The 14114-nt window shown below is 52.2% G+C and carries 15 protein-coding genes; 9 read left to right on the top strand and 6 right to left on the bottom strand.

The features are described from left to right. Positions 1 to 62: 62 nt before the first annotated feature. A complete protein-coding gene (gene rho / locus Q0824_RS07060) occupies positions 63 to 1034 on the top strand; it encodes a transcription termination factor Rho (RefSeq protein WP_298448819.1) in 972 nt (323 codons plus the stop codon). 64 nt (positions 1035 to 1098) lie between these two features. Here the strand turns inward: rho and ltaE are convergent, their stop codons facing one another. Together ltaE and Q0824_RS07050 are read right to left on the bottom strand one after the other, a co-directional pair. After that, positions 1099 to 2109, bottom strand: coding sequence for a low-specificity L-threonine aldolase (gene ltaE / locus Q0824_RS07055; protein ID WP_298448818.1), 1011 nt, complete (start codon positions 2107 to 2109; stop codon positions 1099 to 1101). Positions 2110 to 2122: 13 nt separating this feature from the next. Next, entirely contained in the window at positions 2123 to 2575 is a 453-nt protein-coding gene (locus Q0824_RS07050) for an META domain-containing protein (RefSeq protein ID WP_298448816.1), read from the bottom strand. 219 nt (positions 2576 to 2794) lie between these two features. On the opposite strand from Q0824_RS07050, the gene Q0824_RS07045 reads away from it, so the two are divergent. From Q0824_RS07045 to Q0824_RS07020, 6 genes are all read left to right on the top strand, one after another. After that, positions 2795 to 4945 carry a bifunctional diguanylate cyclase/phosphodiesterase gene (locus Q0824_RS07045; protein ID WP_298448814.1) on the top strand — a complete coding sequence of 717 codons (2151 nt, stop codon included), beginning with the start codon at positions 2795 to 2797 and terminating at the stop codon, positions 4943 to 4945. Positions 4946 to 5007: 62 nt separating this feature from the next. Next, on the top strand, positions 5008 to 5487 hold the full coding sequence (locus Q0824_RS07040) for a peptidylprolyl isomerase (protein WP_298448812.1): 480 nt from the start codon (positions 5008 to 5010) through the stop codon (positions 5485 to 5487). 14 nt (positions 5488 to 5501) lie between these two features. Further along, positions 5502 to 6425: a DUF4124 domain-containing protein gene (locus Q0824_RS07035; RefSeq protein ID WP_298448810.1), complete on the top strand. Its 924-nt coding sequence runs from the start codon at positions 5502 to 5504 to the stop codon at positions 6423 to 6425. Continuing rightward, positions 6425 to 8194 (top strand): DEAD/DEAH box helicase, encoded by a 1770-nt coding sequence (locus Q0824_RS07030; RefSeq protein WP_298448808.1) that lies wholly within the window; start codon positions 6425 to 6427, stop codon positions 8192 to 8194. Before Q0824_RS07035 ends, Q0824_RS07030 begins: the two co-directional genes overlap by 1 nt. A 79-nt stretch (positions 8195 to 8273) precedes the next feature. Continuing rightward, on the top strand, positions 8274 to 9041 hold the full coding sequence (locus Q0824_RS07025) for an ABC transporter substrate-binding protein (protein ID WP_298448806.1): 768 nt from the start codon (positions 8274 to 8276) through the stop codon (positions 9039 to 9041). A 33-nt stretch (positions 9042 to 9074) separates the two neighbouring features. Next, positions 9075 to 9500 (top strand): tetratricopeptide repeat protein, encoded by a 426-nt coding sequence (locus Q0824_RS07020; RefSeq protein WP_298448803.1) that lies wholly within the window; start codon positions 9075 to 9077, stop codon positions 9498 to 9500. Here Q0824_RS07020 and Q0824_RS07015 read toward each other — a convergent pair whose 3' ends face one another. Beyond that, positions 9501 to 10523: a DUF6635 family protein gene (locus Q0824_RS07015; protein WP_298448802.1), complete on the bottom strand. Its 1023-nt coding sequence runs from the start codon at positions 10521 to 10523 to the stop codon at positions 9501 to 9503. 78 nt (positions 10524 to 10601) lie between these two features. Here Q0824_RS07015 and Q0824_RS07010 point away from each other — a divergent pair, with 78 nt between their 5' ends. Beyond that, complete coding sequence (locus tag Q0824_RS07010) at positions 10602 to 11744, top strand: iron-containing alcohol dehydrogenase (protein ID WP_298448799.1); 1143 nt, start codon at positions 10602 to 10604, stop codon at positions 11742 to 11744. A 16-nt stretch (positions 11745 to 11760) separates the two neighbouring features. Here Q0824_RS07010 and Q0824_RS07005 read toward each other — a convergent pair whose 3' ends face one another. Further along, a complete protein-coding gene (locus tag Q0824_RS07005; RefSeq protein WP_298448797.1) occupies positions 11761 to 12243 on the bottom strand; it encodes a nucleoside deaminase in 483 nt (160 codons plus the stop codon). 52 nt (positions 12244 to 12295) lie between these two features. Further along, a complete protein-coding gene (locus Q0824_RS07000; protein WP_298448795.1) occupies positions 12296 to 12790 on the bottom strand; it encodes a DUF2780 domain-containing protein in 495 nt (164 codons plus the stop codon). 181 nt (positions 12791 to 12971) lie between these two features. Between Q0824_RS07000 and Q0824_RS06995 the strand changes: the two genes are divergently transcribed. After that, on the top strand, positions 12972 to 13427 hold the full coding sequence (locus Q0824_RS06995; protein ID WP_298448793.1) for a GatB/YqeY domain-containing protein: 456 nt from the start codon (positions 12972 to 12974) through the stop codon (positions 13425 to 13427). Between the two features lie 7 nt (positions 13428 to 13434). On the opposite strand, the gene Q0824_RS06990 is transcribed toward Q0824_RS06995, so the two are convergent. After that, on the bottom strand, positions 13435 to 14103 hold the full coding sequence (locus Q0824_RS06990) for a glutathione S-transferase (protein ID WP_298448791.1): 669 nt from the start codon (positions 14101 to 14103) through the stop codon (positions 13435 to 13437). Between the last annotated feature and the right edge of the window lie 11 nt (positions 14104 to 14114).

Genomic DNA, 14114 nt, shown 5'->3' with positions numbered 1-14114 from the left:
GGTTTTCACCTTGAGCTGTCTTTGTCAAAAAATCTCCATTTAAAAAGAGCTATCAAACAACCATGACGAGAAAGACATTAGGTTTAACCGGAACACGAAAGAAAGCCCCTAAACCAGTGGCGACTAAAACCGAAGCTACGGTTGAGGTTGAAAGTGAGGCTGATCCACAAAAACGTTTTTTGAACGCTGTGGCTATCAATCCTGCGCCGGCGATTCGCTTGGAGTTGGGTTCTGAACAACTCACGGTGCGCGCGATGGATTTGATCACGCCGATTGGCATGGGGCAGCGAGGTTTGATCGTTGCGCCGCCGGGGTCTGGAAAATCAACGATTTTGAAGCATATCTGCCAGGCGGTGGGAAAGGCGTACCCAGAGATTAAACTTTACGCGTTATTGATAGATGAGCGACCGGAAGAGGTCACTGATTTCAGGCGTAGCGTCCCGGCTGAGGTACGCGCTTCTTCTTCGGATGAAAGCTATGCTCATCACGTTCGCGTTGCTGATGAACTTCTTGATATCGCCCGCCAGCATGCGGGCGAGGGTCACAACGTCATGATTGTGATTGATTCTCTCACGAGGCTTTCGCGTGTGCATAATGCGGAGCGAAAGAGCAGCGGTCGTACTATGTCTGGCGGGGTGGATGCTCGAGCGATGGAGATCCCGAGGAGGTTGTTTGGCGCTGCACGAAACATTGAGAATGGCGGCTCGCTGACCATTTTGGCAACCGTTTTGGTGGATACCGGCAGCCGTATGGACCAGGTTATCTTTGAGGAATTTAAGGGCACGGGGAACATGGAGCTGGTTTTATCGAGAGACGTGGCGAATCAGCGAATCTTTCCCGCGCTGGATATTGCCAAAAGCAGCACGCGCCGTGAAGAGCTGCTGTTGGATCCAAAAGATTTAGACAAAATAAGAGCATTGCGCCGGGCGCTTGGCGGTCTCAAACCGTTAGAGGGCACAAAGAAGCTGGTTGAGCTGCTTGAGAAGTACCCCACAAACGCCGAACTTCTGGCAAACACCCCCGGGCCAAGATGATGATGCGTGTGAGTGATCACTTCATTCGCTAGGTCGTTATGGAAAACCGGGCCATACCTATTAGTTACGACAGGTAGAACCGCCGAATAGCATCCAGCAACCGGTCGACATCCTGGCGGTTCACATCCAGATGTGTCACGAAGCGAATGGGGTTACCTGCGGTGATCAGGATGTTCTGTTCAACCAGGTAGTCACGCAGTTGCGCAGCTCTGTCGAAGCGGCAGCGGGCGTAGACGATATTGGTCTGGGTGCTCGCGGGGGTGATCTCCAGCTGCGGGATTCCGGCCAGTCCGGCACTCAGGTATTCGGCGTTTTCGTGATCTTCAAACAGCCGCTGTGGTCCTTTTTCCAGGGCAATTCGAGCGGCAGCGGCCAGTATGCCGGCTTGGCGCATACCACCACCCACCATTTTACGCAGTCGTGTTGCCCGCTCGATAAAGGCTTTTGAACCCAGCAGCAGCGAACCAACAGGCGCGCCCAGACCTTTTGAGAGGCAGACACTGACCGAATCATAGTGTTGGGTTATCTCGGTGACATCACAGTTGGATTTCACCGCTGCATTGAACAACCGGGCGCCGTCCAGGTGCAGCAATAAATTGTGGTCGTCGCAAAAGGCGCGAGCCTGGCGCTGGTAATCCAGTGACAACACTTTGCCACCAATGGTGTTTTCCAGTGAGAGCAGGCGGGTAGACGCGAAGTGGATGTCGTCGGCCTTGATGGCGGCTCTGGCTTTTTTGAGGCTGATGCTGCCATCGGGTTCGTTTTCGATGGGTTGCGGTTGAACGCTGCCAAGCACGGCGGCGCCACCGCCTTCATAACGATAGTTGTGCGCAGACTGACCGCAAAGGTATTCATCGCCCCGACCACAATGGCTCATGATCGCGAGCAGATTGGCCTGGGTGCCGGAGGCGGTAAACAGCGCTGATTCGAAGCCCAACCGGTCGGCCGCGAAGGCCTGTAAGCTGTTAACGGTGGGGTCGTCACCGTAAACGTCGTCGCCCACCTCGGCGCTGACCATGGCTTCGCGCATTTCAGCGGTAGGGCGGGTAACGGTATCGCTACGAAAATCGATCATGAGGGCGTCTTTGTTACGGTTTGGGTGACGACTGGAAAGCGCGGATAGTTTCTCCTTCGGGGGTGCTCAGCAGCAATTCGCCGTGATCACCAAAGCGCGCCTGGTTAACATCCATCAGCAGCTTCAAAAAAGATTCTTCCTGATTCATCAGCGCCGGCGGACAGGCCATTCGGGTCGATGCCATGTTATCGCCAACGGTCAATGTGGATCCATTGAGCTGGTATTCGCCACTGTAACGATTGCAGGACGAGCTACCGCCCACCTGATTGTCTTCCATGAATACGATGCTGACACGGGAGCTGTCGATAATGCCATTGCCGCCAATGTCTTCAACAATCCACTCGCCGCCACCGATAAGGCTTTCAGTTGTTACACGGCTATCCGTGGCCTCTGGTGTATTTGCGCAGGCGCTTAGGAAAATCGCGGAGCTGACTGCACTGGCAGCTAGAAGTTTATTTAGTTTCATTAAATTGCCCTGTCTTTGGATGAGCTTGATGGCACCATATTATCGCGTTGGCCAAGCTTATGGTGGATTCTTGCGAAACCGTCATAAGCGGTCCTGTTTCAGTCCTCTCTAATGTAAATAGGTTCGGACACACAGTATACCGTTGGGCGCTTTCATTTTTTTTGACACCCCAGAACCACTGCGCTAGTTTCAAGATTCTATAGAACAGGCAGCATTTTCATGGGCGATTCACCTAAATCACAACTGGATGCTGAAAGAGAAAAGAACCGGTTGCTGTCTGACATCGTTAACGCAATACCCGAGCCTATCCTGGCAAAAGACTGGGATGGCAACTTTGTTTTCGTCAATGATTTCGTCGCCAGGCTCTATGGCACCACCCCAGAAGAAATGATTGGCAAAGAAGACTCCTTTTTTACAGGTAATAAGGAGCAGGGCAGGTTTTTCAAAGAGAACGTCCAGGGCGTGATGCGACGCTTCAAGCCTGAAACAGTTTACGAAGACTCTACCGATAACAATACGGGCGAAATTCGACACTTCCAGTCTTTAAAAATCCCTTTCAAAAACAGTCTCGGCGAGTTGAATATTGCAGTTATCGCCCGCGACATCACCGAAATAACCGAATTAAAGAACCTGGCAGAATTTAACGCCAAGCGCCTGGAGCATGTACTGGCCGTTTCCCGGGAAGGCATGTGGGACTGGAACACACGAACCAATAATGTGTTGTTCAATAAAGGTTGGGAGGAAATCACAGGCGTTTACCGGTCCGCAGCGTCGTTTTCGGATTTTATGGACCGCGTTATGGAGGAAGACCAGCAACGCGTTGCCGATGCGCTTCAGGCGTTGTTGGAAAACAATACCCCCTATGACATTGAGTTCCGGTTCAAGCGGCCTGATGGCAAAGTGATATGGCTTTGGGATCGGGGCGACATTGTACAGTGCGATAAAGAAGGTAAACCGGAGTTGCTGGCAGGCATTATCCAGGATGTTACTCAGCAGAAAATTGATCAATCAAAAATTGAGTCACTGGCTTTTTACGACCCCCTAACCAAGCTTCCGAATCGCGCCCTGTTAAGTGACAGGCTAGGTCTCGCGCTTGATCGCTGCAAACGCTCCGGAAAATGCGGCGCTGTGTTTTTTGTGGATCTGGATAACTTCAAAAATCTCAATGACACCTATGGTCACCAAGCCGGTGACGATCTGCTGGTGGTCTTGGGGGCTCGGCTTAATTCTCTGGTGCGTGGGGATGATACCGTTGCCAGATTTGGCGGTGATGAGTTTGTTGTTGTTCTCAGTGATCTGGATGCCGACCCGCAAAAAGCGGCGGTTAAAGCAAAGCTGATTGCTCAGGATGTCCGCACTGCCATAGGCAAAAAGGTCAGTATAAAACTCAACAATAATCGCCCTCCCATTGAGTACGCTGTAACGGCAAGTATCGGGATCACCATTTTTGAGCCTGACTTGAAAATGGCTACTGAGTTGCTCCAGCTTGCTGACTTGGCGTTGTATCAGGCAAAGAATAAGGGGCGTGATGATTTTGCGGTGTTTGATCCGGTCATTCAGGATGAAATTGATAGAACGGCACGCCTGGAAAAGGAGTTGCGGCACTCGTTGGTTCAAGGTGATTTTGTTCTGCACTATCAGCCGCAGTACGATCCAGGCCAAAATCTGGTATCTGCGGAGGCGCTGATTCGTTGGGACCATCCTGAGCGTGGGCTGCTCCGCCCGGGCGAGTTTATCGCTGTAGTGGAAGGATCGAACCTGATTTCACCGATGGGTGAGTGGGTGTTGACTGAAGCCTGCAAGCAGCTCAAGGAGTGGGAATCCGATTCGCGATATCAACATTTGCGAGTGTCCATTAACACCAGCGCCAAGCAGATCTGGTCTGGGGATTTCGTAGCGAATGTGAAAAGGATTGTTTCAGAGTTTGGCATTGATCGTTCCAAGCTGATGTTGGAATTTACAGAATCGGTTTTGCTGGGCGACACCAACGAGATTATTGAGAAGCTTACCGAGTTGGTGGACTTCGGCTTGGCGTTTTCATTGGATGACTTTGGAACGGGGTATTCATCGCTCAGCTACTTAAAATATTTGCCGATTAATGAGATCAAGGTAGACCACTCGTTTACGCGTGATTTGCTGGATGATGAGATGGATTTGATTATGGTGAAATCCATCATTGATTTAGGCAAGAATTTTGGCATTAGCGTTGTGGCTGAAGGGGTGGAGAAGGAGCCCCACCTGGATGTTCTCCAAGGGTTCGGGTGTGATCTCTATCAAGGGTATTATTTCAGTCATCCTGTCCCTGTTTCTGAGTTTATAGCCCTTGTTAATGGGGAGGCGCAGAGCCCTGACGCCAGTTCCGCAAACTAGTCGCTGAAGTCAGCGCCGCCACTGGTTATAATGGCGTACCTCGAACCAACGCAGAGAACCCTATGCCCATCGAAAAGAATCAAGTGGTCCTGTTCCACTACACCGTTAGTGATGAACAAGGCAATGCTGTTGAAAGCTCTCGCGGCGGCGAGCCCAATGCCTATTTGCATGGCCACGGCGGTGTTATCCGGGGTTTGGAAGAAGCTATGGAGGGGCGCGAGGCTGGTGATACCTTCAGCGTTACCCTCGCTCCGGAAAAAGCTTACGGGCCGCGTAAAGCTGATGCCATCCAGCGCGTACCGGTCAAGCATTTGATGGGAGCCAAACGCTGGAAAAAGGGCATGGTCGCCCAGGTGCAAACAGAGCACGGCCGCCGTCATGTAGTTGTTGCCAAGGTCGGCCTCAAATTTGCCGATGTGGACACGAACCATCCGATGGCGGGTAAAACCCTCACCTTTGATATCGAAATCATTGAAGTTCGCGCGGCTGATCCGGAAGAGTTGGCACATGGCCATGCACATGGGCCTGGCGGTCATCATTGACGGTTCGAGCAGTCGTGCATCCAGTCCTCGTATTTTTACTCTTTGCGGTGTTTGCGAGCCCCGGCTACGCACAGATCTATAAGTGGGTGGACGAAGACGGGAAGGTTCACTTCAGTGATCGAAAAGACCATCGCATTGAGCAGGAAGAGGTCAGGGTTAAGCCTGGCGCATCGAAATGGGCGCGCTATGAGATCGACATTAAAGCGGTAGACGTTGAACTGACAGATGAGGAACATCAGCAGATTGCTGATGGTGTAAACAATGTTTACGAGTTTTTTGATCGTGTTATGTCCTTTGATATGTACAGGACGGTGCCAGTCAACATTCTGATTTTCAAGGGTAAGGCTGAATATCAGAACTATCTGATTGGAAATAATAGAGGCAGCTCCATTGCTTCGTACGGACTGTATATACCCTCCGAACACCAGATTGTTGTCTATATTCGGGAACACCGGAGCCTTACCTTTAAAACGATCAAGCATGAGGTAAGTCACGCGGTTGTCGATTCGATCATTCCCTATGCGCCTGCCTGGTTAAACGAAGGGCTCGCTGAGCAGATGGAAATGTTGGAACGAGATGAATCGGGTTTGTATTTTGAGCGACACCCGGATAACCAGTGGGTTGTCGCTCGAGCCCGTGAGCAGGGCCGTTTGGCGGAGATCGATCAGTTTTTGAAATTACCAAGTGAAAAGTGGCGGCATTCAGATTCGTCTGGAAGTGGCAGTCTGAGGGCTCAGTCGGGCCAGTTTGTCTGTTTCTTGCTCTCGACACCGACCAGACGCAACTTTGTGGTGCGGCTGATGCACAACTTCAACAGGGGGGATCGCACACTCTCGTATTACCTTGTGGATGATAACTACCTTGGTGGTGTAACCATGCTGGGTTCGGACTGGAACCGCTGGTTGTTCGATCAAGGTGGCGGAGTTATCCGACTTTAATGAATGCTCCTTTCAAACTGCGGCCTTACCAGCAGGAAGCCGTGGATGCCACCTTGAGGCACTTTCGGAAATCCGATGAATCCGCCGTTGTTGTGCTGCCAACCGGTGCGGGTAAGAGCCTGGTTATCGCTGAATTGGCCCGCCTTGCCCGGCGCAAGATTTTGGTGCTGACTCATGTAAAAGAACTGGTTGAACAGAATCACGCAAAATATCAGAGCTATGGGCTAACGGGCGGCATTTTCTCAGCCGGGCTGAAGCGCAAGGAAAACCTGCATCAGGTCACCTTCGCCAGTGTGCAGTCCGTATCGGCTAATCTGGACCAGTTCAGAGATGAATACTCACTGATCATCATCGATGAGTGCCATCGGGTTAGCGATGATGACAGCAGTCAGTATCAAACAATTATCGACCTGCTCCGGCAGCAGAATACCTCCCTTAAAGTACTCGGCTTGACCGCCACACCCTATCGTTTGGCCATGGGCTGGATCTATCGCTATCACTACCGGGGTTTTGTTCGTAGTGAGCAGGATAAGCCCTTTGTGCACTGCATCTACGAACTGCCGCTGAGCTATATGATTAACCGGGGGTATCTCACCAAACCCGAGTTGGTTGACGCGGCGGTGTCGCAATACGATTTCTCCGCGCTACCCCAAAACCGCTTTGGCGAATACGCCGAAAAAGACGTAAACCAACTGTTGAGCAAACATCAGCGTGTAACTCGCGCCATTATCGAACAGGTGATGGAGTTGGCTGTTGAGCGTAAGGCGGTGATGATCTTTGCGGCAACCGTGGATCATGCGAAGGAGATCACCGGCTATCTGCCAGTTCACCAAACGGCTTTGATTACCGGCGCTACTGACCAGAATGAGCGGGATTCCCTGATACAGGGTTTCAAGCAGCAGCAATTAAAGTATCTGGTGAATGTATCTGTTCTCACCACAGGCTTCGATGCGCCACATGTGGATTTTATCGCCATTCTTCGTCCTACCCAGTCGGTGAGTTTGTACCGGCAGATCGTAGGTCGTGGTCTTCGCCTGCACGAGGGAAAGCAGGATTGTCTGGTGATTGATTACGCCGGTAATAATGTGAATCTCCACCATCCGGAAGTGGGGGAGAAGAAACCGAACCCAGATAGCGAGCCGGTGCAGGTATTTTGCCCGGGCTGCGGGTTTGCCAATGTCTTCTGGGGTAAAACAGACAGTGACGGCCATGTGATCGAGCATTACGGTCGCCGTTGTCAGGGGCTGCTGGAGCCCGTGGAAGAGGATGGGCCTGGGGCGCAGAGCGAGCGCCCTGAACAGTGCGATTTCCGTTTCCGTTTCAAGGAATGCCCACATTGCAATGCCGAGAATGATATCGCTGCCCGTAATTGCCACCAGTGTAAAAAGGCCATTATTGACCCGGACGATCAGCTAAAAGATGCTCTGAAACTGAAAGATGCCATGGTGATCCGTTGCGCCGGCATCACCCTGAGTGGCACGGGCAGCAAACTGAAAATCACCTATCACGGTGAGGATGGGGAGGAACTCAGCGAGTCGTTTGATTTCAGCAAACCGGCGCAACGTAACGTCTTCAGCAAACTGTTTGGACGGCGTTTCGCGAATAGCCAAGCGCCGCGCGAATTTGGCAGGATTGATGAGGTGCTTGAGATGCAAGCTTTGATGCCTGCACCGGATTTTGTTATTGCCCGCAAACAGAAGCACTACTGGCAAGTGCAGGAGCGGATCTTTGATTATCAGGGTAATTATCGTAAGGCCTATGAAACGTAAAGCCTGCGGGTTTGCATACCTGTCGCAGTTTCAGGCTCTATGATGTTAAGTTGAATAACTCATCTTCTGGAATTTAGCTATGAACGGATTGCGTACCTTCCTGCTGGCATTGCTCTTCTGCTCGGGTGCTGCTTTCGCTGAAAATACGCTGAAAGTGCGAGTGACGGATTTCCCACCCAATTACCACCTGGATTCCCAAGGTCGTTGGACAGGGTACAGTGTGGAGATTGCATCGAGAATCATCGAGCGAGCCGGCTACCGCCCGGTTTTTTTAGATCAGCCCTGGGAGCGTGGTTTGAGATCGATGCAAATTGGTACGTTGCACTACATGACGAATATGTCCAAAACTCCGGAGCGCTCTGAATATATAGAATGGATTGGTCCGGTGTATCTGGATGAGATGGTTCTTGTTGTCAGCAAGGATAATAAAAACCTGCCTATTACGTCACTGGATGACCTGGTCAAGGAAAGCCGGGCGCGGGGCATGAAGTATGGGTATCAATCGGGTGTCTTCTATTCACACGAGTTCGAGACTCGGATGAAAAACGATCCAGAGTTTGCTGATAGCTTTGAGGCGGTCAGTAAGGGGGAGCTCAATTATCTTAAAGTAGCCAATGGGCGGATACTGGGCTTTTTCGAATCAAGAATCGCAACGGCATACCAGATTCGGCACCTCCCGGCATACCGGCGTCTCGCCATACACCCTTTTGCCCTCAGCGGCTCGGAACTTTATCACGGCATCAGCCGGGCGGGTGTTGATGACAGTACGCTGGCGCAGCTTAGAGAGGCGCACAGACAACTCGAAAGTGAGGGTGAAATTCAGAAAATCATTGAACAATACTATTAGATACGCCCGCAGGGGTTGGAAAGGTGATAAGTGATGATTAGTACCAAGATATATAAATCCGTTTACAGCCTAGCGGAAAAGCTTATGGAGGCTGACCAAAACGATGATGCTGCGACTTTTGATTCGCTCTATGCAGAGCTGAAATCTGTATGCACCGATAACGAAAATACCGACAAAGACCACCCGGAACAATGGGAAACGCTTGCTGATTTTACAGAAAATCTGGAAGAGGCCTTGGCAGGCTACGACAAGGCCATGGAAAAAGCCGTGGCAATCAATGCTAAAGATCATATGTCGTCGATCGCGTTTTCCATGGCCACCTTGCAGGTTGAATTGGGCCAAACGGATGCCGCCATCAAAAACCTTCAAGCGGCAAAAGTTAACGCGAATAAAATTGATGACAAGGAACTTAAAGCAGACATAGATGAGCTGCTTGAAACGCTCCAGGTTGGCGAATAGTTAAAGTAGACCCGATTTGATCATGTCGAAGGTATCCAGAATCCGCGCCACAAACTGATCTTTCGGGCGAAAGCTGCTTTGGGTGCTGAGGGTGACGTCCCGCTGCAGGTGATCCAGTAACTTATGCAGGCGCCGACGATGCAAGCCGACCGCCGCTTGTACTGGATCAAAGATAACACCGGATAGGGCCGCAAACGCCGCCAGTGCGGCCATAACAGCGATCATAACGCTGGCCGTTGTCGCCAGCGTAGGCTCCGGCGGAAACCAGCTGTAATACCACCCACCGATTGTCTCGCCCAAAATGAAGTCTCTGGCGGCCAGGGTTTTTGCCAGCATGGAAGCGAGCACCACCCCGAGCCCAATGCCACCTGGCGTAAACTTCTGGAATGCGAACGCGCCCAGCACCGTGCAGGAAATGCTGTTGGTGATATCGGCAGACGCTGTTCGGGTTATCCGGTACTGGCTGAGAGCGTCCGCGACCAGCGGTTCAGCCAGTTTGCCAAACCGCTGATGATCGACTGGTTCAGAAGCATGGCGCTCATAGACTGTCTCCAACGCCTCAACCAAATAGCTCTCCAGCAGGGGCGCTTCCTGACCATCATTCAGTAGATCTACCAGAATAAGATGCGAAATGTGCTGCTGTACCTGGGTGGTAAAACCTGCGGGAACACGGTTTGCCAACCCGTGCAGCCACATCAGGCCTGTGCGTTTGGGGGTCAGGATTTTTATCAGGCATGCCAGGGCGAAGACTGGCGCCCACAGTAGATTTATCGGGGCCCGCAACATGTCCCATCCCAGCGCCATCCGGTTGGTTTCCAGGGCACCGGGGTAGTGGAAGTGGCGGTCAATAAACGCCGGCACCCGTGCCCGGCAGCCGTCGAAGTAACGCTCGATGCCTGAGCGAATGGCCTGTTCTATCTCAGCTTCGGAGATGGTTGGCTCGGTCGATGTGGCGGTGGGCATAGTGATAGGCGTATCTACAGGCAAGTGAGTGTGTGGCGCATTGAATCGAAAATCGCACATTCCCGAATGATAAAGGAAAAGGTACGCTGAGGTTCCATAAAGCGGGCATCCCTTCCAATCTTCAAGGCGGCATTGTTTATGTTAGGCACATTTAGCTTGGTGACCCCAACCGAGATTCTGTTCGGGCGTGGTTTCATCGCTCAGTTGAACGACAGGGCAGCAAAACTGGGTTCGCGAGCATTGATTGTGCACGGCAAAAACCCGGGCAGGCTCTCGGCTGTGTTCGAGTCACTCACGTCTATCGATATCGTACAGACTCTGACCATTGAAAAAGAGCCTGACTTGAACACGCTTACTGCCGCCGTTGAACAGGGTAAATCACTCGGGGTCGATCTGGTACTTGGCATTGGTGGTGGCTCGGTTATGGATTCAGCAAAGGTGCTTGCAGCCATGCTGCCAAGCCACACGGAGCTGTTAAGCCATCTTGAGGTGGTAGGGAGCGGGCTGCCGTTATCTGCCAAGCGCCTGCCGTTGATACTGGTGCCAACCACCTCGGGCACCGGCGCAGAGGTAACTCGAAATGCGGTTATCGACGTGGTTGAGGCCCAGCGTAAGGTGAGCTTGAGGGATAACCAGTTGTTTCCGGATCTAGCGCTGGTCGACCCGGCGCTCACCGATAATTGCCCCAAACAAGTCAGCCTCTACTCAGGTTTGGATGCGGTTACTCAGGTCATCGAGCCCTATCTCTCGTCGCGATCAAACCTGTTCACAGATATGTTATGTAAAGAAGCTATCCCCAAGGGGCTTCATGCTTTGAAACAGTTGATGAAAGGGGAGTCCAAGGACGCTCGTGATGCTTTGGCGCAGGTAAGCCTCTTTGGTGGGCTCGCTCTTGCGAACTCCGGGTTGGGAGTTGTGCATGGCATTGCCGGCCCGCTAGGCAGTTTGTGCGGTGCGCCCCACGGAGCCATCTGCGGTGCTCTATTGCCTGCAGGTATTGCAGCAAACCGGGATAACGTAGTCGAGGCTGGGCATAAAGCTCGTATCGATGATGTAATTCGTTGGATTGCTGAAGTGTTTGAGGTGCCGGAAAGCCAGGCTCTAAAGCGTTTTCGTGAATGGATTGTTCAGAATGGTTTGCCAGGACTGGCTTCAATTGGTGTAACAGAAGAGCACATAGTTGCAGCGACACAAGCTGCCGTTGGGGCTTCCTCCATGAAGGCCAATCCTGTTGTGCTATCAACGGCAACTATCGAGAATGTGCTGCGCCAGTCGCTTTAAGTAGCGCTAACTAAATCTATTTGCTGATACCTTGAAACCGCTTGTGCAATTCATGAATGGCAGCAGCTTGCTCTGCAAATGGCCCCTCAACCTGTGCGTCGGGCACTACGCTAGTGATGGGTAGAGTTGCCACAGGTGGTAACGGCGCTTGCATGTCTTGCAGCCAGGCGACCAGCTGCTTGGAGGAGCTGGCGTAAACAATACGGCCAAGGCCAACCCAACCATGGGCCGCAGCGCACATGGGGCAATGTTCTCCCGAGGTATACACGGTTGCGGTAGTACGCTCTTCCGGTGTCATATTGGCCGCCGCCCAGCGAGCAATGGCGAATTCCGGGTGTTGGGTGTCGTCGCCTCCCACGATTTGATTATGGTCTTCAAATCTAACCGTGCCGGCTTCATCCACCAGCACCGAAGCGAACGGTGGGTTGCCGGATTCCAACGCCTGTGCGGCCAGTTCAACGCACCGGTTTAGGTGTTTCATATCAGTTTGGTTGGTCACACTTTGCTCCATCCAATAGGGTTTGCCCTGATCTTCTCTAATTGCGAGGCAATTAGCTAGCAGGCGACCATAGGCCTTGTAGTTGCCCCATTAAGGAAGAACCAACCCCTTGATCCCCCAGAAAACCCATAATAATTGGCACAAACTGCTGAATCATGGCGCTGTCCATACCCAGAGCTGAGAAGGCCGATTGCACCCCGTCCATGGATGAAATACCAGAGAGCAAGCCTTGGCTTATGCCGCCTGCCCCAAGCAAGCTGGATAGCCCCGGCGCTTTGTTTGTGAGAGTGCTTATGGCATCGCTGCCCAGATCGTTTTTCGCCAGTTGCAGTAAGGCACTGGTGCCGCCAACAGCTTGAGTTTCAGAGACGCCGAGCTGACTTTCTAGCAGGCCGAGCAGTTGCTGTGCTTCACCACTGACTTCGCTGGTGGAGGACAGAGCCTGGGTACCAGTGGAAATGGTGTCGCTCAGGCTGAAAGCACCAGCAGTCGGTGCTAGCAGGTAGATGCTGGAAACAAAAAGGAACTTCTTGAGAATATCGTTCATTGTCAGGTCCTGTGCGGTAGGGGCGCCAAGTATCTACCTCTATATTGGGGAGCTTCGGCAAAATAAAAGTGCCGCAGCCAGAGACAGGTCAAACTTCACCGCGCAGCTGATTTTCCGCTAGATCTGCTGTTTTGCATAATGCAAACTTACAGCCCTTAATCCATGCAGCAGGAGACCGATAATGTCTGAATTATCACTCAAAGAACAACTAAGTACCGCAGTAAAAGACGCAATGCGAAATAAGGATAAAACTCGGCTCGTCACACTGCGTATGGCCCAAGCTGCGATTAAACAGATCGAAATTGATGAGCGCCGCGACCTGAATGACGACGACGTTTTGAAGGTGCTGGATAAAATGCTCAAGCAACGCCGCGACTCCGCCAGTCAGTACGATAACGCTGGCCGTACGGAACTGGGCGATATCGAACGCGCGGAAATGGTGGTCATCGAGGAATTCATGCCAGTTGCGCTTACTGAGGATGAGCTGGACACGCTTATCCAGGAGGCGATCAGCTCGACCGATGCCAAAGGCATGCAGGATATGGGCTCAGTAATGGGTGCGCTGCGCCCTCAGGTAGTTGGCCGTGTTGATATGGGCCACTTGGGCAAAAAGGTGAGGGCGGCGCTGGGGGCTTAACTCGCTCTCAGGCGAAGTCGTATTCCCCGCCCTTTTTCAGGGCAGCCTGGTATGCCGGCCTGGCGTGCACGCGTTCGACCCAGGCAGTGATGTGAGGCCGGTTCTTACCTACGATGCCGCGGGCGACCGAAGCTTCCAGAGGGAAACTCATTTGGATATCTGCGGCGCTGAGGTTATCTCCCAGAAACCAGGCGTTTTTGGCCAGGTGAGCTTCAACAAAATCCAGGTGAGTTTTGATCATGGGGCCGATGAAAACCTCATTGGTTTTATCGGCAATGCCTTTTGCCACTGGTTTGATAAAAAATGGCATAGGACTGGTTTTTACCTTTTCAAACACCAGCCGCATGACCAGTGGTGGCATCAATGAGCCTTCTGCGTAGTGCAGCCAGTAGGTGTAATCCAGCCACGCCTGGCCGCCACCTTCTGGCAGCATGGTGTCTTTGCCGTAAGTGTGGGCGAGGTACTCGATAATGGCGCCGGACTCCGCTACTACCAGATCGCCGTCGGTGATCACCGGTGACTTACCCAACGGGTGTATTTTTTTGAGACTTGCTGGCGCCAGCATGGTTTTGGCATCGCGCTCATATCGTTGGATCTCGTAGGGCACTCCCAGCTCTTCCAGCATCCATAGAATGCGTTGTGATCGAGAGTTGTTGAGGTGGTGGACTGTAATCATGCGGAAAACTC

It is taken from the genome of uncultured Marinobacter sp. (assembly GCF_947488835.1).
GTDB lineage: Bacteria > Pseudomonadota > Gammaproteobacteria > Pseudomonadales > Oleiphilaceae > Marinobacter.
Note: the sequence above shows the minus strand (reverse complement) of the source record. Positions and strands in the feature narration are given on the sequence as shown.